Origin of the sequence: Pseudomonas sp. 203-8, assembly GCF_020708595.1 — a bacterium.
GTDB classification, from domain to species: domain Bacteria; phylum Pseudomonadota; class Gammaproteobacteria; order Pseudomonadales; family Pseudomonadaceae; genus Pseudomonas; species Pseudomonas aeruginosa.
This window is the reverse complement of record NZ_JAJFDF010000004.1, coordinates 183,825-205,466: the sequence shown is the minus strand read 5'-3', so window position 1 is coordinate 205,466 and position 21,642 is coordinate 183,825. Positions and strand designations below refer to the sequence as shown.

The following is a 21,642-nucleotide window of genomic DNA, read 5'->3' as shown; positions in this document are numbered from 1 at the left end:
CTGGCCAACTTCATCGTGACGCAGGACGAAATGTCATGCGGAAAATCATTGCCACGCCCCGCTCACTGTATATAATCCCAGTCACTGGATAAAAACACAGAGCGACGACATGCAGAAGCTGACGCCCCGCCAAGCCGAGATCCTCTCCTTCATCAAGCGCTGCCTGGAAGACCACGGCTTTCCGCCGACCCGGGCGGAAATCGCCCAGGAACTCGGCTTCAAGTCGCCGAACGCCGCCGAGGAGCACCTCAAGGCGCTGGCACGCAAGGGCGCCATCGAAATGACTCCGGGCGCCTCTCGCGGCATCCGCATTCCCGGCTTCGAACCGCATGCCGCCAACGACGATGAGGGCCTGCCGGTGATCGGACGGGTCGCCGCCGGCGCACCGATCCTCGCCGAACAGAACATCGAGGAATCCTGCCGTATCAATCCCGCCTTCTTCAATCCTCGCGCCGACTACCTGTTGCGCGTGCGCGGCATGAGCATGAAGGACATCGGCATCCTCGACGGCGACCTGCTGGCCGTCCACGTCACCCGCGAAGCGCGCAACGGCCAGGTGGTGGTCGCGCGGATCGGCGAGGAGGTCACGGTGAAACGCTTCAAGCGCGAAGGCAGCAAGGTCTGGCTGCTGGCGGAAAACCCTGAGTTCGCTCCGATCGAAGTCGATCTGAAGGAGCAGGAACTGATCATCGAAGGCTTGAGCGTCGGCGTGATCCGGCGCTGACAGGAGATACCATGCAGACCTCCCACTCGCTGCCCAGCGCCCAGTTGCCACTGTTCCAGGAAGCGTTCTGGGCCAGCAACGGCGCACCCTTGCTCGACGATGTCATCGACAGCCCTTCCAGTGCCTCCATCGAGGAACCCGCTGCCTTTAGCGAACTTTCGCTCAGCGGCCTGCCGGGGCACTGCCTGACCCTGCTCGCACCGATTCTCCGCGAGCTCAGCGAGGAACAGGATGCCCGCTGGCTGACCCTGATCGCTCCGCCGGCGAGCCTGACCCATGAATGGCTGCGCCGCGCCGGCCTGAACCGCGAGCGCATCCTGCTACTGCAGGCGAAGGACAACGCCGCTGCCCTGGCGCTCAGTTGCGAGGCCTTGCGCCTGGGCCGCAGCCACACCGTGGTCAGTTGGCTGGAACCGCTGAGCCGGGCGGCGCGCAAGCAACTGTCCCGCGCCGCCCAACTGGGCCAAGCACAGAGCCTGAATATTCGTCTGGGTTGAAAAAACGGCGGGGGACAGCGTTCAGTGCAGGACGCGGGGGCCTTCGTCGTGTTCCATCTCGCCCTCGGCAAGACGACCGGCCATTTGCACGCCGACATTGAACATGGCCTTGGCCACTTCGACATGCTGGCCTTGCAGGAAATTCTTCGCGTCCCCGGAGAACTCCAGAGTCACCAACGCCTCCTCGTCATCGGCGCGACGCAGCACGATGCGCCCGTCGGGCATTTCTACGATTTCAAGGAAGGATGTTGGCATGACAGACGCTCTCTACGAAGACGCGACATTGTAACAGCCCATCCAGTGCATCCCTAGCCCGCATCCGCCTTCCGGTTCCCCTCTCGCGCCTGTAACGGCGGTTCCAGAGCGCCCGGACGGCATCCGCTAAATTTTTTTGCTGGCAAATCAACCGAGTGGAACGGTAGGAAAATGTCCTACCGCTGATCGGCGAATGACGACGGCGTTACAGCTCCGTCAGGCTCTCGCGAAAACGCAGGACCAATTGCTTCAGCGACTGCCGCCATTCCTCGAGGGTTTCGCGAGAAAGCAAGGGGGCTTCTTCGTCGATACTCACGGCAACGATCAACGGCGTGCTGGGGTCGATCTTCGCTGCCTTGGTCGGTCGCGGCGGCAGGAACAGCTCGGAGTAGGCGCCCAGCAACTGGCCCAGCCAGGTTTCCGGCTGCGACGCCAACTCCACCAGTTCAGCCAGCTCGGGGCTGGGCGCGGCCGCCAGCACTTCGGCATTCAGCAATGCATCCACGCGAGGAGCGGCAGCCTGCGGCAGACGGTAGTAACCGGCGATCTCATGGCATACACCGAGCACTGCGCCATAAAGGTGGAACAGCGCCGACTCGCGCTCCCCCTGGATGATCGCCTGGGCATTCATCGCCCGCTCGGCATCGGCTCGCTTCCAGGCCTCCAGAGCCAACCCGGCGAAATACAGCTTCTGGTTGGTGCGGGTATAAAGCTCTTGGGCCATGCCGGTACTCCCGATTAAAACTGGAAGGAATGCGGAGCGCAGGCCAGGTCAGCGCCCGGCCTTCGCGCAGTATAAGCGCGCCCCATGCAAGCGGGCGCGCCATCCATCAGCGCTTGTCTTCGACCTTCCACTTGCCGCCATCGTAGAAGGCGCGCCAGCCGGTGGGCTTGCCATCGACCTCGGACTGCACGTATTGCTCCTTGGTCTTGCGGCTGAAACGGATCACCGCGGGACGGCCGTCCGGGTCTTTCTGCGGAGCGTCGCAGAGGTAATGGTACTTGGGATCCAGCTCGGCCTTGTGCGGGATGATCTCGCTCACCAACGGCGCGCGGGTCTCGCGGTTCTTCGGGAACTGGCTGGCGGCCAGGAACATGCCCGAAGCGCCGTCGCGCAGCACGTAGATATCGTCCACCTTCTCGCACTTCAATTCAGGCATGCGGATGGCGTCCATCTTCGGCGGCGCCGCCTCGCCATTCTTCAGCAGCTTGCGGGTGTTCTTGCAGGTCGGATTGGTGCAACCGAAGAACTTGCCGAAACGGCCGGTTTTCAACTGCATCTCGCTGCCACACTTGTCGCATTCCAGGCTCGGCCCTTCGTAGCCCTTGATCCGGTACTGGCCTTCCTCGATCTCGTAGCCCGGACAGTCGGGGTTGTTGCCGCAGATATGCAGCTTGTGTTTCTCGTCCAGCAGGTAGGCGTCCATCGCGGTACTGCAGATCGGGCAGCGATGCTTGCCACGCAACACCCGCGACTCGGACTCGCCCTCGTCGTCCGCGGCGATCTCGTCGCCGGGAATCAGGTTGACGGTCGCCTTGCAACGCTCCTTCGGCGGCAGGCTGTAGCCCGAGCAGCCGAGGAACACGCCGGTGGAGGCGGTACGAATCATCATCGGCCGGCCGCACTCGCGGCAGGGAATGTTGGTCAGGGTCGGCTGGTTGGCGCGCATCCCCTTCTCGCTGACTTCGGCCACCTCGAGCTTCTTCTTGAAATCGCCGTAGAACTCGTCGAGCAGGTGCTTCCAGTCGCGCTCGCCCTGGGCCACGTCGTCGAGATGCTCCTCCATCCCGGCGGTGAAACCGTAGTCCATCAGGTTGGCGAAGCTCTCGTTGAGCCGATCGGTGACGATGTCGCCCATCTTCTCCGCATAGAAGCGGCGGTTGTGGGTGGTTACGTAGCCGCGCTCCTGGATGGTGGAGATGATCGCCGCGTAGGTCGAGGGGCGGCCGATACCGCGCTTCTCCAGTTCCTTGACCAGGCTCGCTTCGGAGTAGCGCGCCGGCGGCTTGGTGAAGTGCTGGCTCGGATCGAGCTTGATCAGCTTGAGGTTCTCGCCTTCCTTCATTTCCGGCAGGACGTCGTCCTCGCCCGGCTTGCTCTGCTGCGGCAGTACCCGGGTATAACCGTCGAACTTGAGGATGCGGCCCTTGGCGCGCAGCTCGAAATCGCCGGCGGTGACGCTCACGCTGGTCGAGAGGTATTCGGCCGGGGTCATCTGGCACGCCACGAACTGGCGCCAGATCAGGTCGTACAGGCGCTCGGCGTCACGCTCCATGCCGGACAGCTGGGTCGGCTTGAGGTTGACGTCGGAAGGACGGATCGCCTCGTGCGCTTCCTGGGCGCCCTCCTTGCTCGAGTAGACGTTGGCCTTGCCCGGCAGGTACTTCTGGCCGAACTCGTCCTCGATGAAACCGCGGACCATGCCAATGGCATCGGCCGACAGGTTGGTCGAGTCGGTACGCATGTAGGTGATGTAGCCGGCCTCGTAGAGACGCTGGGCCATCATCATGGTCTTCTTCACCCCGAAGCCCAGGCGGTTGCTCGCCGCCTGCTGCAGGGTGGAAGTGATGAACGGCGCCGAGGGTCGGCTGGAGGTCGGCCGGTCCTCGCGCTTGGCGACGCTATAGGCCGAGGCCTTGAGCTTTTCCAGGGCCGCCATGGCCTGGGCTTCGTTGAGCGGCTTGAAGGCCTCGCCCTTCTCACGGGTAACCTCGAAGCGCACGTTGGCGCCCTTGGCGGTACCGAGGTCGGCATGCACTTCCCAGTACTCTTCCGGGACGAAGGCGCGAATCTCGCGTTCGCGCTCCACCACCAGCTTCACCGCCACCGACTGCACGCGGCCGGCGGACAACCCACGGGCAATCTTCTGCCAGAGCAGCGGCGAGACCATGTAGCCGACCACGCGGTCGAGGAAACGCCGCGCCTGCTGGGCGTTCACCCGGTTGATATCGAGCTCGCCGGGCTGGGAGAAGGCCTCCTGGATGGCCTTCTTGGTGATTTCGTTGAATACCACGCGCTTGTAGCGGCTTTCGTCGCCGCCGATGGCTTCCCGCAGGTGCCAGGCGATGGCCTCCCCTTCGCGGTCCAAGTCGGTCGCGAGATAGACGGTGTCGGCGTCCTTGGCCAGGCGGCGCAGCTCGTCGATGACCTTTTCCTTGCCGGGCAGGATCTCGTACTTGGCCTTCCAGCCATGCTCGGGGTCGACCCCCATGCGCGAGACCAGTTGGCGCCTGGCCTTCTCCTTCGGTGACAGCGCCGGCGCCTCGGAGGCGCTCTTGCGGCCCTTGGCCGCCGGCTCCTTGGAACTCGACGAACCACTGGTGGGCAGGTCACGGATGTGGCCGATGCTCGACTTCACCACGTACTGGCTACCCAGGTACTTGTTGATGGTCTTGGCCTTGGCCGGGGATTCCACGATGACCAGCGATTTACCCATGGATCGGAAGGTTCCTGCGTCGAAAAGATGAATATAAAGAAGGGAGCGACTAGCGCGGCACCGCTATATATAGTGGCGAACGAGCCAAGGTCAAGCGCGGTCTTCCCCGCCGGGAGCTTTCTGCAAGCCCAGGGGATCGGCCTCGGGACTCACCAGGACGAAGCGCGGCACCCACTCGCCATCGACCTCCACGGCCTCGGTGAACATCTCCAGCGGACGCACCCAGAGACCGAATTCGCCGTACAGCGCCTGGTAGATCACCAGCGCCTCTTCCGTCTCCGAATGCCGCGCGACACCCAGGACCCGGTAGTTCTGTCCCTTGTAATGACGATAGAGCCCAGCCTGCAGGTCCATGTTCCTTACCTTGTCTCGAAAATCGGAAAACAACGGCACAATGCCGACATACAACAGCCCGGTATAGGCACGGATCGCACAATAGGCAAACCCGCGCTCCCGGGGCGTCATTCGCTCGATGCAGCCGGAAACGACTGACACTGAAAAACGAAAGCCGGGGCACGAGGCCCCGGCTTTCCCCTTCGACGAACGCTTAGACGCGCTCGAAGACGGTGGTGATACCCTGTCCCAGGCCCACGCACATGGTGGACACGCCAAGGGTACCGCCGTTCTGCTTCATCACGTTCAACAGGGTGCCGGAAATGCGCGCACCGGAGCAACCGAACGGGTGACCCAGGGCAATGGCGCCGCCGTGGAGGTTGACCTTCTCGTCCATCTTGTCGAGCAGCTTGAGGTCCTTCAGCACCGGCAGGGCCTGGGCGGCGAAGGCTTCGTTGAGTTCGACGAAATCGATGTCGGCGATGGTCAGGCCGGCACGCTTGAGCGCCTTGTTGGTCGACGGCACCGGGCCGTAGCCCATGATCGCCGGGTCGACACCCGCCACGGCCATGGAGCGGATCACCGCCATCGGCTGGATGCCCAGGTCCTGGGCGCGCTGGGCCGACATCACGATCATGCAGGAGGCACCGTCGGTGATCTGCGAGGAGGTCCCCGCGGTCACGGTGCCGCCTTTCGGATTGAACGCCGGCTTCAACTCGGCCAGGGTCTCGACGGTGGTTTCCGGACGAATGGTCTCGTCGAAGTCGAAGACTTTCAGGAAACCGTTCTCGTCATACCCTTCCATCGGGATGATCTCGTCCTTGAACTTGCCTTCCTGGGTGGCCTTCCAGGCCAGTTGGTGCGAACGCGCACCGAACTTGTCCTGCGCCTCACGGCTGATACCGTGCATCTTGCCGAGCATTTCCGCAGTCAGGCCCATCATGCCCGAGGCCTTGGCGGCGTACAGGGACAGGTGCGGGTTCGGGTCGACGCCATGCATCATGCCGACGTGGCCCATGTGCTCCACGCCGCCGATGACGAATACATCGCCATTGCCGGTCTGGATCGCCTGGGCGGCGGTGTGCAGCGCGCTCATCGACGAACCGCACAGGCGGCTGACGGTCTGCGCGGCGCTGGTGTGCGGGATCTGGGTCATCAGCGACGCCATGCGCGCGATGTTCCAGCCCTGCTCCAGGGTCTGGTTGACGCAGCCCCAGATCACGTCTTCCACTTCGGCCGGGTCGACCTTCGGGTTACGCTCCAGCAACTTGCTGATCAGGTGCGCCGACATGGTCTCGGCGCGGGTGTTGCGGTGCATGCCACCCTTGGAACGACCCATCGGGGTGCGGCCGAAGTCGACAATGACGACGTCTCTCGGATTCAGGCTCATAAATTCACTCTCGCTCTAGTCGTTCCGCGATTAACCGAAGAATTTCTGACCGTTCTTGGCCATTTCACGCAGCTTCGCGGTCGGGTGGTACAGCGCGCCCAGCTCGGCGTACTTGTCGGCCAGGGCCACGAACTCGGCGACACCGATCGAATCGATGTAGCGCAGAGCACCACCACGGAAGGGCGGGAAGCCGATGCCGTAGATCAGGCCCATATCGGCCTCGGCAGCGGTCTCGACGATGCCGTCTTCCAGGCAACGCACGGTTTCCAGGCACAGCGGGATCATCATGAAGTTGACGATGTCCTCGTCGGTCACTTCGCGCTGCTCGACCACGATCGGCTTGAGCACTTCGTAGGCCTGCGGATCGGTGACCTTCTTCGGCTTGCCGCGCTTGTCGGTCTCGTAGGCGTAGAAGCCCTTGCCGTTCTTCTGGCCCAGGCGGTTGGCCTCGTACATCACGTCGACGGCGGTCTTGCCCTCGACCGCCATGCGGTCCGGGAAGCCCTCGGCCATGACGTCGCGGCCATGGTGGCCGGTGTCGATGCCGACCACGTCGGACAGGTAGGCCGGGCCCATGGGCCAGCCGAACTTCTCCATCACCTTGTCGATGCGCACGAAGTCGACGCCGAAGCTCAGCAGCTTGGCGAAGCCGCCGAAGTACGGGAACAGCACGCGGTTGACCAGGAAGCCGGGGCAATCGTTGACCACGATCGGGCTCTTGCCCATCTTCTTGGCGTAGGCGACGGTGGTGGCGATGGCGGTTTCACCGGTCTTCTCGCCACGGATCACTTCCACCAGCGGCATCATGTGCACCGGGTTGAAGAAATGCATGCCGCAGAAGTTTTCCGGACGCTTCAGCGCCTGGGCCAGCAGGCTGATGGAGATGGTCGAGGTGTTGGAGGCGATGATCGCGTCTTCCTTCACCGCGCCTTCCACTTCGGCGAGCACGGCTTGCTTGACCTTGGGGTTCTCGACGACGGCTTCGACGACGATGTCGACGTTGCCGAAGTCGCCATAGGACATGGTCGGACGGATGCCATTGAGCGCCTCGGCCATCTTCGCCGGGGTCAGGCGACCCTTCTCGACGCGCTTGCCGAGCAGCTTGGCGGCCTCGTTCAGGCCCATCTGGATACCCTCTTCGCGGATATCCTTCATCAGGATCGGGGTGCCCTTGAGCGCCGACTGATAGGCGATGCCGCCGCCCATGATGCCGGCGCCGAGCACGGCGGCCAGTTTCACGTCTTTGGCGACTTCGTCGTATTTCTTGGCTTTCTTCTTCAGTTCCTGGTCATTCAGGAACAGGCCGATCAGGCTCTGCGCGACGGAGGTCTTGGCCAGCTTGACGAAGCCGGCGGCTTCGACTTCCAGCGCCTTGTCGCGGCCGAAGTTGGCGGCCTTCTGGATGCTCTTGATGGCTTCCACCGGCGCCGGGTAGTTCGGACCGGCCTGGCCGGCGACGAAGCCCTTGGCGGTTTCGAAGGCCATCATCTGCTCGATTGCATTCAGCTTCAGCTTTTCCAGCTTCGGCTGGCGCCGTGCCTTGTGGTCCAGCTCACCGGCGACGGCGCGCTTGGCCAGGTCGAGGGCAGCGGCCTGCAGTTGCTCGGGAGCGACCACGGCGTCGACGGCGCCGACCTTCAGGGCGTCCTCGGCCTTGTTTTCCTTGCCCGAGGCGATCCACTCGACGGCGTTATCGCAGCCGATCAGGCGCGGCAGGCGGACGGTGCCGCCGAAGCCCGGGTAGATGCCCAGCTTGACTTCCGGCAGGCCGACCTTGGCGGTCGCGCTCATCACGCGGAAGTCCGCGGCCAGGCACATCTCCAGGCCGCCGCCGAGGGCGATGCCGTTGATCGCGGCAACGGTGGGTACGTCCAGGTCTTCGAAGTCGCTGAAGATCTTGTTGGCTTCGAGGTTGCCCGCCATCAGTTCCTCGTCGGGCAGCTGGAAGTTGTCAACGAACTCGGTGATGTCGGCACCAACGATGAACACGTCCTTGCCGCTGGTCACGATCACGCCCTTGACCGATGCATCGGCCTTGATCGCATCGACTGCCGCACGCAACTCACTGAGGGTGAGACGGTTGAACTTGTTGACGGACTCGCCCTTGAGATCGAAATTCAACTCGACGATGCCGCCCTCAAGAGGCTTAACCGTGATGGCTTTACCTTGGTAAATCATCAACTGATCTCCACGCTATTATGGAAGCTTGAACTTACACATCGGACGCCGTGTCGGGACCCTTTCGGCAACCGCCGAGCATAGTCCCAAACCCTTCGGCACACCCGCCGACGCGATAACCGGGTCTCTATTGTCGAGGCCTGCGCGAGGCAAACGCTCGATTCATACGCCCGTTTGACTTGGGTGCGCACACATTCCGGCAAAAGCCGGGAATTGTCAATCAGCCATCCGGAAAACACCTGCCCTCCTCCAGGCCCTCTGCGCAGGGCCATTCAGCCAGCCTCTGTCGGACCATTCAGATGTTCGATGATCGGCGCCGTGGGCGCTTGTCCCGGTGCGGAAAGGCAGGCTAGAGTCGCCGCAGATCGCCATGCATGATCGGCCACGGGCCGTTACAAAAGAACAACAAGAAGGCCTCCAGGGCCACATGGAGATGGAACCCATGATCTGCCGTCCGTTCACTCTTTGTCTGGCCCTGCTCGGCCTGCTGAGCCTCCCCGTCTTCGCGGCAGGGACCGCCGATGACCTGCTCGCCCTGCACCAGATGCGGCTCGCCACGCAGAAATCCCTGAACGCCTTCTTCATGTACGTCGGCCAGGAAGGCGATCAACGCTACGCCAGCCTGATCGAAAGCTCGGCGCAGACGGCGGAAGCCCGCCTGCAGCGACTCGACGGCGTGAACGGCAGCGAATCCCGGCGCCTGCTGGGCCAGCTTCGCGAGCAATGGCGGGACTATGCGCAAGACCTCGACAAGCTGACCGGCGCGGTGCGCAACAAGGGCTACAGCGACCTGCAACCGGTCGCCGACCTGGCACGACGCAACCAGCAACTGATGGACCTCGGCGGCCAGTTGTATCGCAGCCTGCAACGGGAAAACGCCGCCACGGTGCCGACGCTCACCGAGCAGAGCCGCGAACAGAGCCTGCTGATGCAGGACATTGCTCTGGACTATGCCTCGCGCAACGCGTCGGTGGGCGCCAGCTTCTTCGGCGGCGGCGAGGAGCGTCCACTGGACGACCTGGCCAGCCGCTTTTCGGTCAACCTGTTGAAGCTGCAGCAGGCGCCGCAGAACGACGAGGAGATCGCCAGGGCGCTGCGCAGCGTGGCGATCAAGTGGCACTACATCGAGAAGTCCCTGCGCAACTACAACCAGAACAGCGTGCCGTTCCTGGTCAACAAGAATGCAGACCGGATCATCGATGGCCTGGAGAAGGTCGCCGCGCTGTATGCCGCGCGCAACCAATGAACCTCGGCGCGCCGCCTCAGGCGCGCTGGCGGAGAAACTCGGCGATGCGCCCGAGGTCGGCGCTATCGCCGCGCTCGCCCCAATACAGGGCAAGGAACTGGGCGGTCGCCTCCACCTTGTAGACATCCCCGGGGAGGCTGCGCAGGGCGTCCAGCAACTCATCGTCCGCGCACGGCTCGCGCCACTGGTTCAGCCACTGGCCCGGGGTATTCTGCCAATAGCACCAGGCCTCCCGGCCGCGTCGGCGCGGGCAGTGGAACTGCGCGCAGGACGTCGGCGGAGCGCTCTCCAGCCAATGCGGCCAATCCTGGCGCGCGAGCTGCATGGCCAGGCCGAGACGGCGCGCCTCGAGGCGCAGGGCCATCTTGCCGCGCTGCCTGTTGGACGGCATCAGCCAGGCCAGGGGACTGAGCATGACAGCCAGCAGCAGGATCACCAGCCAAGTGGTCATAAGGAACGGACACTCGAAAAACGGTTAAGGCATTTGCCTCGATCCGCGCGCGCAGGCAGGATCGGTCGCAGTCGCCAAGGGAGGCGCAGTTTACAGGCGAATGCGACCACGGCGGAGCAGCTTTTTGCCCAGCGCAACGGAACAGGTTCCACGCGCGGCGCGAAAGTCCATAATGAAAACACTATCCCCTTCTGGGAGGAGACGTTCATGCCCTATCAACACATTCTGGTCGCCGTCGACCTGACCGACGAATGCGACCCGGTGATGAAGCGTGCGGCGGCCCTGGCCACCAGCAACCAGGCCCGGCTCTCGGTGGTGCATGTGGTCGAGCCCATGGCCATGGCCTTCGGTGGGGACGTGCCGATGGACCTGTCGATGTTGCAGCAGCAGCAGTTCGACCAGGCCCGTGAACGCCTGGATGCCTTCGCCGTACGCTATCCGGACCTCGGCAGCGAGCAGCGCCACCTGGTCTACGGGCAACCGCGCCAGGAAATCCACCGCCTCGCCGCGGAACAGGCCTGCGACCTGATCGTGGTCGGCAGCCACGGTCGCCACGGCCTGGCGCTGCTGCTCGGTTCCACTGCCAACGACGTGCTGCACGGCGCGCCCTGCGACGTGCTCGCGGTGCACCTGAAGAAAGCCTGATCTCTCCCCGCTCGGCCGGGGCCTGCGCCTCAGCCGGGCGTTTCCTCGGCGCTCATCACCAGCGGGCGGATCTTCTGCAACTGGGTTTCCAGCGAATAGCTGATGCTCGACGACAGCGAGAAGAAGGTCAGGAACGCCTTCAGGTTGGAATCGCTGACACAGGTGTCGTGGATTCGCTGCCAGAACGCCTGGTTGACCAGTTGCAACTGCTGGAACAGCCGCACCAGCCCTTTCAGTTCCCAATCGGCATGCCGCCCCTCGCGGAAGTTGAAGTACTGGCGCATCAGGTACAGCGGCACCACCCGCAGCACGAACTCCTGGTTGCTGGCGAACGGCAGGTGCTGCATGGCCATCGGCCTCAGCGGCGCCAGCAGCGGACAGGCGCTGCTGGCCATGATCAAGCCGATCAGCGCGCGCAGTCCTTCCTCCAGGCCCGCCTGCTTGATGTACTCGCGCTCCGGCGTGCGCACGCAGATGCCGGCCTTGCGGAACGCCGGCAGGTTGCGGAAATCCTCGATCACCCCATGCAGGTCGACCGCCGCCGGACAATGGCTGTAGCGTTCGCGATCGAGCGGGCAGTTGCTGCAGCGATTGTGTTCCAGGCGCGTCCAGCGCGGCGCTGCGGCAGCCGCCTGCGGGTCGTAGTGCCGCTCCAGCTCGATGCGATAGTTGAGCTGATGCTGGTCGTCCAGCGTGATGCGGTACTCGATTGCCATGGACTGATCCTTTCTCGGGAGACGGCCGGCCCGTCAATGACGCCAGCCAGAGGGACCGACGGGGGACTGCACCCACCGCCGGCAAGGCCCGCAAGGATCATCGAGATGAGCCGCTATCACATTGATGCAGCTCACTTTTTCGAGATAGATCAGTCTTCCAGTTCGGCCCAGCGCTCGAGCAAGGCATCGAGTTCCTGCTGCAACGCGTCCAGCCGCGCCAGGGTTTCGCGCTGCTCGTCCTGCGGGCGCAGATAGAAATCCTGCTGCGCGATGGTTTCCTGGACACCCGCCAGCTCCGCCTCGACCGCGTCGATCTGCCCGGGCAAAGCCTCCAGCTCGCGCTGCAACTTGTAGCTGAGCTTTTTCTTCGCCGGCGCCTCGCTCGGCGCCGCAGCAGCCGGCGCGGGTTCGGCGGCGGGCGCCAGCGCGGTATTCAGCTCGGCCTTGCCGCTCTTCGACTCGCTCACGCCGAGCAGGCGCGGCGTGCCCCCTTGGCGCAGCCAGTCCTGGTAGCCACCGACGAATTCGCGAACCTTGCCCTCGCCCTCGAAGACCAGGGTGCTGGTCACCACGTTGTCGAGGAAGGCCCGATCGTGGCTGACCATCAGCACGGTGCCCTGGAAGCCGAGCAGGACTTCCTCCAGCAGTTCCAGGGTTTCCACGTCGAGGTCGTTGGTCGGTTCGTCGAGCACCAGCAGGTTGGCCGGCTTGCTGAACAGCTTGGCCAGCAACAGGCGCGCGCGCTCGCCGCCGGACAACGCCTTCACCGGGGTGCGGGCGCGCTGCGGACTGAACAGGAAGTCGCCGAGATAGCTGAGCACATGCCGGTTCTGGCCGTCGATGGTGATGAACTCGCGGCCTTCGGAGATATTGTCGATCACCGTCTGCTCGGGTTCGAGCTGATGGCGCAACTGGTCGAAGTAGGCCACTTCCAGCTTGGTGCCCACCTCGATCTTGCCCGAGGTCGGTTGCAGGTCGCCAAGCAGCAGCTTGAGCAAGGTGGTCTTGCCGGTACCGTTGGCGCCGAGCAGGCCGATACGGTCGCCGCGCTGCAGGACCATGGAGAAGTCGCGTACCAGCGGCTGGCCGCCGGGATGGGCGAAACTGACGTGCTCCACCACGATCACCTGCTTGCCGGACTTGTCCGCGCTTTCCAGCTGGAAGCTGGCCTTGCCCTGGCGCTCGCGGCGCTCGGCGCGTTCGCGACGCATTTCCTTCAGTGCCCGAACCCGCCCTTCGTTGCGCGTGCGGCGGGCCTTGATGCCCTGGCGGATCCACACTTCTTCCTGGGCCAGGCGCTTGTCGAACAATGCGTTGGCAGCTTCTTCGGCGGCCAGTTGCTGTTCCTTGTGCACCAGGAAACTGGCGTAGTCGCCGTTCCAGTCGATCAGGTGGCCACGATCCAGCTCGAGGATGCGGGTCGCCAGGGATTGCAGGAAGGCGCGGTCGTGGGTAATGAACAGCACCGCGCCGTTGAAGCCCAGCAGCGCTTCCTCGAGCCAGGCGATGGCGCCGATGTCCAGGTGGTTGGTCGGTTCGTCGAGCAGCAGCAGGTCCGGCTCGGCGACCAGCGCCTGGGCCAGCAGCACGCGCCGACGCCAGCCGCCGGAGAGTTCGGCGAGGGTCTTGTCGGCCGGCAACTGCAGGCGGCTGAGGGTGCTGTCCACCAGTTGCTGCAGGCGCCAGCCATCGCGCGCCTCGAGTTCCTGCTGGACCCGCGAGAGGCGCGCCAGGTCATCGTCGGTATGGATGTTCAGGCTCAGGTGGTGGTACTCGGCGAGCAGCTTGCCGACTTCCGCCAGACCCTCGGCCACCACGTCGAACACTGTCCGTTCGTCGGCACGCGGCAGTTCCTGGGGCAATTCGCCGATCTTCAGCGCCGGTGCGCGCCAGACTTCGCCGTCGTCGGCCTGCTGTTCGCCCTTGACCACCTTGAACAGGCTGGACTTGCCGGTACCGTTGCGCCCGATCACGCAGACCCGCTCGCCACGGCCGATCTGCCACGACACCTTGTCCAGCAAGGGAGTGGTGCCAAAGGCAAGGGATACATCGGTGAACTTGAGCAGGGTCATGGGCGCCTCCGGAAACAGGGCGCGCATTTTACGCCGGATAGGCATCGGATGGCACGGCGCTTTCACCGCCATGCCGCAACGGCTAAGCTTAGGCGAGCCATCCGCCCGGCTTCGGGCGCGCCCCGCGACAGCGGTCGCGCGCCAGTCCCGCGAGCGGTCGAAACGCCCGTAGGCAGCCGTTGCGGACCTGCCGACGTTACCCGACATCACCTGCCCGGATAAGTCATGCGCGGTCGCCTGTTCACTCTCGTTTCCTGCCTTTTGCTCAGTATTTCCTCCGTCGACGCGGTCCACGCCGCTTCCCTGACCGAACAACGCCGTCTCTACGACCAGGCCAAGGCCGCCCTGGCCAAGGGCAACAGCGCGCCCTACATGGCCTCGCGCAGCGCCCTGCGCGATTACCCGCTGGAACCCTACCTGGCCTACGACGAACTGACCCACCGGCTGAAGTCCGCCAGCAACGAGGAGGTCGAGCGCTTCCTCACCGAACACGGCGACCTGCCGCAGATCGGCTGGCTGAAACTGCGCTGGCTGCGCCTGCTGGCCGACCGCGACGACTGGAAGACCTTCGTCAACTACTACGATCCGAAGCTGAACTTCACCGAACTCGACTGCCTGTATGGCCAGTACCAGCTGGGCCACGGCCAGAAGGCCGAAGGCTACGCCACCAGCGAACGCCTGTGGCTGGTCGGCAAGTCGCAGCCGGCTGCCTGCGACACCCTGTTCGGCCTCTGGCAGGGCGAAGGCCAGCTCACCGAGGAAAAGGTCTGGAAACGCCTCAAGCTGGCCGCCGAAGCGCGCAACTACAGCCTCGCCTCGCACCTCGCGCAGCGCCTGCCGACCCTCGGCAACCAGGGCGCGCTGATGGTCAGCGTGGCGCAGAACCCCGCCCAGCTGAGCCAGACCGGCCGCTTCAGCCAGCGCGACCATGCCACCGCCGACGTGGTCGGTCTCGGCCTGCGCCGCCTGGCGCGGCAGGACCCGGAAAAGGCCCTTAGCCTGCTCGACTACTACAGCTCGGCGCTACCCTTCTCCAGCGACGAGAAGGTCGCCATCGCCCGCGAGATCGGTCTCAGCCTGGCCAAGCGCTTCGATCCGCGCGCACTGCCGCTGATGACCCAGTACGATCCCGGCCTGCGCGACAACACCGTCACCGAATGGCGCACCCGCCTGCTGCTGCGCCTGGGCCGCTGGGACGAAGCCTACGCGCTGACCCGCAAGCTGCCCCAGGATCTTGCCGCCACCAGCCGCTGGCGCTATTGGCAGGCACGCAGCCTGCAACTGGCGCAGCCGAACAGCAAGGAGCCGATCGCGCTGTACCAGAAGCTCGCCGGCGAGCGCGACTTCTACGGCTTCCTCGCCGCCGACCGCCTGAGCGTGCCGTACAAGCTCGGCAACCGTCCTGCGCACATCGACCCGCGCGTCCTGCAACGCGTACGCAACGCCGCCAGTACGCGCCGGGCCATGGAGTTCTTCAACCGTGGCGAAGTGATCAACGCCCGCCGCGAGTGGTACCACGCCGCGCGCCTGTTCGATCGCGACGAGCTGATCGCCCAGGCCAGGCTGGCCTACGACATGCAGTGGTATTTCCCGGCGATCCGCTCGATCAGCCAGGCGCAGTACTGGGACGACCTGGACATCCGCTTCCCGATGGCGCACCGCGCCACCCTGGTGCGCGAAGCGAAGAACCGCGGCCTGCACTCCAGTTGGATCTTCGCCATCACCCGGCAGGAAAGCGCGTTCATGTCCGATGCCCGTTCCGGAGTCGGCGCCACCGGGCTGATGCAGCTGATGCCCGGCACCGCCAAGGAGACCTCGCGCAAGTTCGGCATCCCGCTGGCCTCGACCCAGCAACTGATCGTGCCCGACGTCAACATCCGCCTCGGCGCCGCCTACCTGAGCCAGGTGCATAGCCAGTTCAACGGCAACCGGGTACTCGCCTCGGCCGCCTACAACGCCGGTCCGGGCCGCGTCCGCCAGTGGCTGAAAGATACCCGCCACCTGGCCTTCGACGTGTGGATCGAGACCATTCCGTTCGACGAGACTCGCCAGTACGTGCAGAACGTGCTGTCCTATGCGGTGATCTACGGGCAGAAGCTCAATGCGCCGCAGCCCATCGTCGACTGGCACGAACGCTACTTCGACGATTTCTGACCCCCAACCCGGCCCGGACGCCCGGGCCTTTCCAGTACCTTGAAAAGGACCTCAAGATGAACAAGCCCCTCGCCACCGCCCTGCTCGCCACCTCCAGCCTGCTGCTCGCCGACGGCGCCCTGGCCGCCGACGCCTGCGGTACGCCGCGCAACGCCTTCGACAGCGTGTACTGCCGCAGCGGCGAGTTTTCCCAGGCCGACCGCGAGCTGAACCAGCAGTTCGGCACCCTGCGCAAGCACCTGAACGACGGCCAGAAAACCCTGCTGAAGAAGAGCCAGATCGCCTGGATCAAGGAGCGCGACGCGGCCTGCAGCGAAAGCAAGGACAACGGTTATTTCGTCAACCTCGACTGCGCCACCGAGAAGACCCGCCAGCGCCTCGACTTCCTCCGCGAACGCGAGCGCGAGTGCCTGAGCACCAGTTGCGTCGACGCCAAGCTCTGATCGCCGGCAATGGCCGCCCGCCGCAACGGCGGGCGACCGTTCCTCAGTCGAGGATTTCCACCGGCATCCCCACCTCCAGGCTGCCCTGCCCCAGCGCAATCAGGTTCTGCCCGAACAGCACCGCGCCATCCTTTTCCCGGTAGGTCTTCAGGGTCGTCAGCGGCTCGCGGTCCTCGTTGCGCTCGCCGGTCGCCGGATCCAGGGTGGTGAGGATGCAGCGGGAACAGGGCTTGGCCACGACGAACTCGACCGAGCCGATGCGGATGCGTTTCCAGCCGTCCTCGGCGAACGCGGCGCTGCCTTCCACCACCAGGTTGGGACGGAAGCGCAGCATCTCCAACGGCCGGCCGACCCGCTGGCTGAGGTCGTCGAGCGAAGCCTGGCCGATCAGCAGCAGCGGGAAACCGTCGGCGAAATGCACCTTCTGCCCCGGTTCGGCGTAGCCGGTATCGACCTGCCGCGCGCGCGCCTCGGGAATGTGCACCAGGCGCGTCGGGCGGCCGAGGAAGCGCGTCAGCCAGTCCGCTGCGGCGTCGCCGGCATCCGGCGCCTGCAAGGTATCGCGCCAGACCGTGACGCCACGCAGGTTGGCGTCGGCTGCCGGTACTTCGAGGCTCAGCTCGGACATCCCCGGCGCATTCAGCCGCAGGACCTGCGGCGCCGCCCAGCGCGCCTGGATACGCCCCAGCTGCGGCAGCAGGCGCTGGGTGAAGAAACGTCCGGTTTCGGTGTCCACCGCCATCCAGCGTCGGTCGCCGACCACGCCCAGCGCATCGAGCGCGACGCGCTCCAGGGACTCGGCGGCGGAAGACTTGATCGGATAGCGGTACAGCGCGGAGAGACGGAACATGGAACCAGCATCCTTGGTGGAAAGATGCTGTTATACGGTGTCGCGGGAAAGGCCGACAAGACACAGACGCCACTCCAGGCAGCGGATCAGTCGGCCCCGCCCTCAGTCCTCGCGCGGCGGCTCGCGCAACAACGGCGAACCGGCCGGCAAGTGCACGCGCAGCGCGCCCGGGGAAACCGAGAAACGCAGCTTGCGTCCTTCCAGCGGCTCGCCGTCGAGATTGACGTCGAGACCTTCCGCCGCCTCCACTTCCAGCCATGGCACCCGCGCGCGGACGAACAGGCTTTCCACTCCGTTGCCACCGCCGAGCAGGGTGCCCAGGGTACCGACCATGTCCTGCGGCGTCGGCAGGATGCTCACGTCCAGCAGGCCGTCGTCCACTCGCGCTTGCGGACACAGTACGTGCCCGCCGCCGGCCTGGCGCCCGTTACCGATGCCCAGGGCGAGGAACTCGCCTTCCCACTGGAAGTCCGGGGCGCTGAAACGGCCCTGGGCGGCATGCACTTCGGAAAAACGGGTCAACCCGGTCAACAGGTAGGCGGCACCGCCGAGAACCTTCTTCAGGTCCTCCGAGGTATTCGCGGTGACCTTCGAACCGAAGCCGCCAGTGGCCATGTTGAGGAACAGCTTGCCGTTCACCTCGCCCAGGTCGATCGGCCGCGCCGTCTGGTCGAGCAGCGCCAGCGCCGCGGCCGGTTCCAGGGGAATCCCGGCGGCGCGGGCGAAATCGTTGGCGGTGCCCAGCGGCAGGATCGCCAGGCTCGCCTCGCCTCGCCCGCGCGCCAGCGCTTCGGCCACCTCGCGCAGCGTGCCGTCGCCACCGCCCGCGACCAGCGTCGCATAGCCGGCCGCCAGCGCCTCCTCGACGATGCGCCGGGCGTCGCCGTCCTCCCAGGTTACCCGCACCGCCAGCTCCCGCCCGGCCTCGCGCTGTGCCGCGACCGCGGCACGAACCTCTTCGTTGCCCGCCTGCTTGCCGTGCAGGACCAGCAGAACCTTGTCCTTGTCCATCGAACCGAACCCCTCGTCGTGGCCTTGTCTTTGCCTATTGACCGCGTATCCGGGACGGAAGTGCGGCGCCCGGTTCAGGCAGGGTAGCCGGTAATCTCGCGAATGCTGCGGTAGAGCGGGCGCAACTGGCGATACATGCGCAGGTAGACCTCGCCATAGAGCCGCTGGTAGATCTGCCGGGCTTCCGCCTGGGGCAGGAAAACCCGGCCGACGCGGGTCATCCCGGCCACCGCGCTGGCGACGTCCGGATAGAGGCCGAGCCCCACCGCGCAGTCGATCGCCGCACCCAGGCCGGACGCCTCGTAGACATGCGGGCGCTCGGCCGGCAGGCCGAAGATGTCGGCGGTGAGCTGCATCGCCGCGTCGCTCTGCGAGCCGCCGCCGGCCACGCGCAGGCGCACGATCGGCGTGCCCGAACGCTTCTCGATGCGCTCCTTGCCCTGGCGCAGGGCATAGGCCAGGCCCTCGAGGATGGCCCGGTAGATGTGCGCCCGGGTATGCACGTCGCCGAAACCGATCATCGCCCCCTTGGCCTCCAGTCCCGGTTCGCGGATTCCCGGCGACCAGTAGGGTTGCAGGGTCAGGCCCATCGAGCCGGGCGGCACGCCGTTGACCAGTTCGTCGAACAGTTGCTCCGGCTCGACCCCCTGCTCGCGCGCCTGCTGCATCTCGCGCAAGCCGAACTCGCGCTTGAACCAGCTGACCATCCAGTAGCCGCGATAGATCATCACCTCGGTATTGAAATGATCGGGAATCGCCGCCGGATAGGGTGGAATCAGCGGCACGGTTTCCAGGTAGCGGGCGCGAGTGGTGTTGATGGTCGCCGTGGTGCCGTAGGAGAGGCAGGCGATGGTGGGCTCCAGCGCACCTGCGCCGAGCACCTCGCAGGCCTTGTCGGCCCCCGCGGCGATCAACGGCAGGCCTTGCGGAATGCCGGTGTGCCGGCTGGCCTCGGCGCTGATCTCGCCGAGCCGCTCGCCCGGCTTGAACAGCTCCGGCAACTGCTCGCGGCGTACCGCCAGCGCCTGCCATTTCCAGTCGCGCGGCGCGGCCCAGCGCAGGCGCTTGTAGTCGAACGGCAGGTAGGCTACGCAGCCCCCCACCGAATCGACGAAACGGCCGGTCAGGCGGTGGCTGAGAAAGCCGGAAAGCAGCAACACCTTGTCGGTCTTCGCGGCGATCTCCGGCTGCTCCTGGGCCACCCAGTTGACCTCGGCCTGGGCGCGGAAATGCTCCACCGCGCCCTCGGCGCCGACCAGCTTGAACAGCCAGCCCCAAGGCCCCCTGATGCGCTCGCGGACCTCCGCCCGGCGCTGGTCGAGCCAGAGGATCGCCGGACGCAACGGCCTGCCCTCGGCATCGACGTGGATCACCGTGCCACGCTGGGTGGTCAGCGACACCCCGCGGATGAGCCCGCGATCGATGTCCACCTGGTCCCAGAGCCGCCGACAGGCCTCGCCGAGCATCGCCCAGTAGTACTCGGGGTCCTGTTCGGCCCAGCCCGGATGCTTCGAGTAGTAGGCCTCCAGCTCCACCTTGCCCTTGCCCAGCAGGTTGCCCTGCAGGTCGAACAGCAGGGCGCGCACGCTCTGGGTGCCATTGTCGATCGCCAGCAGATAGTTCTTGTCGTTCATCTCGTTCTCGTCTCGGCTGGTCAGACGGGCAGGCTGTAGTGCCGGCGCCAGAGGTCCAGATAGGCCTGTTGCTCACGTTCCCAGCGCGGGTCGTCCCAGCCCAGGCGCGCTTGGCAGAGCGCGCGGATACGCGGCAGGTATGCCGCGCCGCCTCCGGGCAACAGCAGGCCGAGGCGGGTGCGGCGCAACAGCAGGTCATCGAGATGCAGCACCATTTCCGCCTCGGCGGCGAACGCCAATTCGGCCCAGAGCGTTTCGCTGGCACCCACGCAGTCCGTTCCGAGGGTGTCCACCAGCCGCTTGAGGCGGACCAGGTCACGTCCGTAGCGACCGGCCAGGCGGCGTCGCTGGCCACTGCCGAGCCCGTCGATGAGCGGGCCTTCGCAGGCGCCGAACACCGCCGCGCTATCGTCCGTGACCGTGCGCCCGAGCAGCGGCGCGCAGGCTTGTAGCACCTCCACCGCCAGCGGCCGGAAGGTGGTCAGCTTGCCGCCGGCCAGGGTCACGCAGCCCGGCTCGCGCCAGAGCACATGCTCGCGTTTCTCGTCGGAAGGCTTGCCGCTGTCGTCGCCGCTGCTGACCACCGGTCGCACGCCGGCCCAGGTCGACAGCACGTCGCGCGCCTCGATGGCAGCGGCGGGAAACTGCTGGGCGCAGGCCGCCAGCAGGTAGGCGAGTTCGGCGCGGCTGATCCGCGCGTCCTCCCCAAGGCCGTCGCGATGGTCGAGATCGGTGGTGCCGACCACCGTCGCACCCTCCCAGGGGAACACGAACACCGGTCGCCGGTCCGTGGCGTGCATGAAGCTGAAGGCATGGGCCACCGGCAGGCGCCAGGCCGGCAGCAATAGATGGCTGCCGCGCAGCGGGCGGATGTGCTCGCTTCCGCCGGGCTGGCGCAACTCATCGGCCCAGGCCCCGGTGGCCACCGCCAGGGCGCGGCAGCGAAAGTCGAGAAGCTCGCCGCTCTCGCGGTCCTCGGCGCGCAGGCCGACCACCTGGCCGCCCTCGCGCAGCAATTCGCGCACACGCATGCCGTTGAATGCCTCGCCGCCGTCGTGACGCGCCTCGGCCAGCACCCGCAGCACCAGGCGCGCATCGTCGGTCACCGCATCGAAGAATCGCGTGCCGCCGAGCAGCCGTTGTTCCTTCAGGCCCGGCGCCAGGTAGCGCAACGCGGCGGCGTCGTAGAAACGGTGGTTGCGCCGCCCGGCAAGGGCGTCGTACACGCTCAGCAGGCCGCCGAATAGCCGCGGGCCGGGAAAGCCGCCGCGGTAGTGGGCCATCACGAAGCTCAACGGATCCACCAGCCCAGGCGCCTCGCCGAGCAGGCGCTGGCGCTCGCGCACCGAGTCGCGGGTCAGCCGCCACTGGCCCTTGGCGATGTAGCGCAGGCCGCCATGGACCATCTTCGACGAGCGGCTCGAGGTGCCCCAGGCGAAGTCCCGCTGCTCCAGCAGCAGGCAGCGCCAGCCGCGCCGCGCGGCTTCGCGGAGGATGCCGGCACCGCTGATGCCGCCGCCGACCACGATCAGGTCCCACTCCTGCCCCGCCAGCGCCGGCAGGCGGCGGCGACGCCACTCCTCGTTCCAGGCTGAAGTCATTCCGC

Annotated in this window: 19 protein-coding genes; 6 read left to right on the top strand and 13 right to left on the bottom strand. The window is 65.8% G+C overall.

Going from position 1 to position 21,642, the window contains the following annotated elements; genetic code table 11:
* Positions 1 to 109 precede the first annotated feature (109 nt).
* The gene (gene lexA, locus LJF27_RS10830) at positions 110 to 724 is read left to right on the top strand and encodes a transcriptional repressor LexA (RefSeq protein WP_003091196.1); all 615 of its coding nucleotides are present in this window, start codon (positions 110 to 112) and stop codon (positions 722 to 724) included.
* Between the two features lie 11 nt (positions 725 to 735).
* On the top strand, positions 736 to 1,221 hold the full coding sequence (gene sulA / locus LJF27_RS10825) for an SOS-induced cell division inhibitor SulA (protein WP_003091197.1): 486 nt from the start codon (positions 736 to 738) through the stop codon (positions 1,219 to 1,221).
* Positions 1,222 to 1,242: 21 nt separating this feature from the next.
* Here the strand turns inward: sulA and LJF27_RS10820 are convergent, their stop codons facing one another.
* The 6 genes from LJF27_RS10820 to fadB all read right to left on the bottom strand — a co-directional run bounded on the left by LJF27_RS10820 (position 1,243) and on the right by fadB (position 8,814).
* Positions 1,243 to 1,476, bottom strand: a complete 234-nt coding sequence (locus LJF27_RS10820; RefSeq protein WP_003109483.1) for a hypothetical protein — start codon at positions 1,474 to 1,476, stop codon at positions 1,243 to 1,245.
* Positions 1,477 to 1,681: 205 nt separating this feature from the next.
* The gene (locus tag LJF27_RS10815; RefSeq protein WP_003113979.1) at positions 1,682 to 2,200 is read right to left on the bottom strand and encodes a DUF6586 family protein; all 519 of its coding nucleotides are present in this window, start codon (positions 2,198 to 2,200) and stop codon (positions 1,682 to 1,684) included.
* Positions 2,201 to 2,306: 106 nt separating this feature from the next.
* A complete protein-coding gene (gene topA, locus LJF27_RS10810) occupies positions 2,307 to 4,913 on the bottom strand; it encodes a type I DNA topoisomerase (protein ID WP_003091201.1) in 2,607 nt (868 codons plus the stop codon).
* Positions 4,914 to 5,003: 90 nt separating this feature from the next.
* Positions 5,004 to 5,267 (bottom strand): DUF1653 domain-containing protein, encoded by a 264-nt coding sequence (locus LJF27_RS10805; protein WP_003109484.1) that lies wholly within the window; start codon positions 5,265 to 5,267, stop codon positions 5,004 to 5,006.
* A 193-nt stretch (positions 5,268 to 5,460) separates the two neighbouring features.
* Positions 5,461 to 6,636 carry an acetyl-CoA C-acyltransferase FadA gene (fadA, locus tag LJF27_RS10800; protein ID WP_003091203.1) on the bottom strand — a complete coding sequence of 392 codons (1,176 nt, stop codon included), beginning with the start codon at positions 6,634 to 6,636 and terminating at the stop codon, positions 5,461 to 5,463.
* A 30-nt stretch (positions 6,637 to 6,666) separates the two neighbouring features.
* Complete coding sequence (gene fadB / locus LJF27_RS10795) at positions 6,667 to 8,814, bottom strand: fatty acid oxidation complex subunit alpha FadB (protein ID WP_003091204.1); 2,148 nt, start codon at positions 8,812 to 8,814, stop codon at positions 6,667 to 6,669.
* A 427-nt stretch (positions 8,815 to 9,241) separates the two neighbouring features.
* Here fadB and LJF27_RS10790 point away from each other — a divergent pair, with 427 nt between their 5' ends.
* Complete coding sequence (locus tag LJF27_RS10790; RefSeq protein ID WP_003119795.1) at positions 9,242 to 10,060, top strand: hypothetical protein; 819 nt, start codon at positions 9,242 to 9,244, stop codon at positions 10,058 to 10,060.
* Positions 10,061 to 10,076: 16 nt separating this feature from the next.
* Here the strand turns inward: LJF27_RS10790 and LJF27_RS10785 are convergent, their stop codons facing one another.
* Complete coding sequence (locus tag LJF27_RS10785; protein ID WP_003109487.1) at positions 10,077 to 10,511, bottom strand: hypothetical protein; 435 nt, start codon at positions 10,509 to 10,511, stop codon at positions 10,077 to 10,079.
* Positions 10,512 to 10,718: 207 nt separating this feature from the next.
* On the opposite strand from LJF27_RS10785, the gene LJF27_RS10780 reads away from it, so the two are divergent.
* Positions 10,719 to 11,156 carry a universal stress protein gene (locus tag LJF27_RS10780; RefSeq protein ID WP_003091210.1) on the top strand — a complete coding sequence of 146 codons (438 nt, stop codon included), beginning with the start codon at positions 10,719 to 10,721 and terminating at the stop codon, positions 11,154 to 11,156.
* Positions 11,157 to 11,185: 29 nt separating this feature from the next.
* Here LJF27_RS10780 and LJF27_RS10775 read toward each other — a convergent pair whose 3' ends face one another.
* Positions 11,186 to 11,872 carry a DUF6901 family protein gene (locus tag LJF27_RS10775; RefSeq protein ID WP_003118097.1) on the bottom strand — a complete coding sequence of 229 codons (687 nt, stop codon included), beginning with the start codon at positions 11,870 to 11,872 and terminating at the stop codon, positions 11,186 to 11,188.
* A 149-nt stretch (positions 11,873 to 12,021) separates the two neighbouring features.
* A complete protein-coding gene (locus tag LJF27_RS10770) occupies positions 12,022 to 13,944 on the bottom strand; it encodes an ATP-binding cassette domain-containing protein (protein WP_003091215.1) in 1,923 nt (640 codons plus the stop codon).
* 225 nt (positions 13,945 to 14,169) lie between these two features.
* Between LJF27_RS10770 and slt the strand changes: the two genes are divergently transcribed.
* Together slt and LJF27_RS10760 are read left to right on the top strand one after the other, a co-directional pair.
* On the top strand, positions 14,170 to 16,098 hold the full coding sequence (gene slt, locus LJF27_RS10765; protein ID WP_023087166.1) for a lytic transglycosylase Slt: 1,929 nt from the start codon (positions 14,170 to 14,172) through the stop codon (positions 16,096 to 16,098).
* 56 nt (positions 16,099 to 16,154) lie between these two features.
* Entirely contained in the window at positions 16,155 to 16,541 is a 387-nt protein-coding gene (locus tag LJF27_RS10760; protein WP_023117001.1) for a lysozyme inhibitor LprI family protein, read from the top strand.
* A 43-nt stretch (positions 16,542 to 16,584) separates the two neighbouring features.
* Here LJF27_RS10760 and LJF27_RS10755 read toward each other — a convergent pair whose 3' ends face one another.
* The 4 genes from LJF27_RS10755 to LJF27_RS10740 form a co-directional block, all read right to left on the bottom strand.
* Positions 16,585 to 17,391 carry an MOSC domain-containing protein gene (locus tag LJF27_RS10755; RefSeq protein ID WP_023117002.1) on the bottom strand — a complete coding sequence of 269 codons (807 nt, stop codon included), beginning with the start codon at positions 17,389 to 17,391 and terminating at the stop codon, positions 16,585 to 16,587.
* Between the two features lie 102 nt (positions 17,392 to 17,493).
* Positions 17,494 to 18,402: a lipid kinase YegS gene (yegS, locus tag LJF27_RS10750; protein ID WP_003091230.1), complete on the bottom strand. Its 909-nt coding sequence runs from the start codon at positions 18,400 to 18,402 to the stop codon at positions 17,494 to 17,496.
* Positions 18,403 to 18,476: 74 nt separating this feature from the next.
* Complete coding sequence (locus LJF27_RS10745) at positions 18,477 to 20,036, bottom strand: FGGY-family carbohydrate kinase (RefSeq protein WP_023117003.1); 1,560 nt, start codon at positions 20,034 to 20,036, stop codon at positions 18,477 to 18,479.
* Positions 20,037 to 20,056: 20 nt separating this feature from the next.
* The gene (locus LJF27_RS10740; RefSeq protein ID WP_023117004.1) at positions 20,057 to 21,637 is read right to left on the bottom strand and encodes a glycerol-3-phosphate dehydrogenase/oxidase; all 1,581 of its coding nucleotides are present in this window, start codon (positions 21,635 to 21,637) and stop codon (positions 20,057 to 20,059) included.
* Positions 21,638 to 21,642 lie beyond the last annotated feature (5 nt).

Coding starts and splice junctions, on each gene's coding strand:
- lexA (WP_003091196.1), top strand. CDS start 110: ATGCAGAAGCTGACGCCCCGCCAAGCCGAGATCCTCTCCTTCATCAAG.
- sulA (WP_003091197.1), top strand. CDS start 736: ATGCAGACCTCCCACTCGCTGCCCAGCGCCCAGTTGCCACTGTTCCAG.
- LJF27_RS10820 (WP_003109483.1), bottom strand. CDS start 1,476: ATGCCAACATCCTTCCTTGAAATCGTAGAAATGCCCGACGGGCGCATC.
- LJF27_RS10815 (WP_003113979.1), bottom strand. CDS start 2,200: ATGGCCCAAGAGCTTTATACCCGCACCAACCAGAAGCTGTATTTCGCC.
- topA (WP_003091201.1), bottom strand. CDS start 4,913: ATGGGTAAATCGCTGGTCATCGTGGAATCCCCGGCCAAGGCCAAGACC.
- LJF27_RS10805 (WP_003109484.1), bottom strand. CDS start 5,267: ATGGACCTGCAGGCTGGGCTCTATCGTCATTACAAGGGACAGAACTAC.
- fadA (WP_003091203.1), bottom strand. CDS start 6,636: ATGAGCCTGAATCCGAGAGACGTCGTCATTGTCGACTTCGGCCGCACC.
- fadB (WP_003091204.1), bottom strand. CDS start 8,814: ATGATTTACCAAGGTAAAGCCATCACGGTTAAGCCTCTTGAGGGCGGC.
- LJF27_RS10790 (WP_003119795.1), top strand. CDS start 9,242: ATGGAGATGGAACCCATGATCTGCCGTCCGTTCACTCTTTGTCTGGCC.
- LJF27_RS10785 (WP_003109487.1), bottom strand. CDS start 10,511: ATGACCACTTGGCTGGTGATCCTGCTGCTGGCTGTCATGCTCAGTCCC.
- LJF27_RS10780 (WP_003091210.1), top strand. CDS start 10,719: ATGCCCTATCAACACATTCTGGTCGCCGTCGACCTGACCGACGAATGC.
- LJF27_RS10775 (WP_003118097.1), bottom strand. CDS start 11,872: ATGGCAATCGAGTACCGCATCACGCTGGACGACCAGCATCAGCTCAAC.
- LJF27_RS10770 (WP_003091215.1), bottom strand. CDS start 13,944: ATGACCCTGCTCAAGTTCACCGATGTATCCCTTGCCTTTGGCACCACT.
- slt (WP_023087166.1), top strand. CDS start 14,170: ATGCGCGGTCGCCTGTTCACTCTCGTTTCCTGCCTTTTGCTCAGTATT.
- LJF27_RS10760 (WP_023117001.1), top strand. CDS start 16,155: ATGAACAAGCCCCTCGCCACCGCCCTGCTCGCCACCTCCAGCCTGCTG.
- LJF27_RS10755 (WP_023117002.1), bottom strand. CDS start 17,391: ATGTTCCGTCTCTCCGCGCTGTACCGCTATCCGATCAAGTCTTCCGCC.
- yegS (WP_003091230.1), bottom strand. CDS start 18,402: ATGGACAAGGACAAGGTTCTGCTGGTCCTGCACGGCAAGCAGGCGGGC.
- LJF27_RS10745 (WP_023117003.1), bottom strand. CDS start 20,036: ATGAACGACAAGAACTATCTGCTGGCGATCGACAATGGCACCCAGAGC.
- LJF27_RS10740 (WP_023117004.1), bottom strand. CDS start 21,637: ATGACTTCAGCCTGGAACGAGGAGTGGCGTCGCCGCCGCCTGCCGGCG.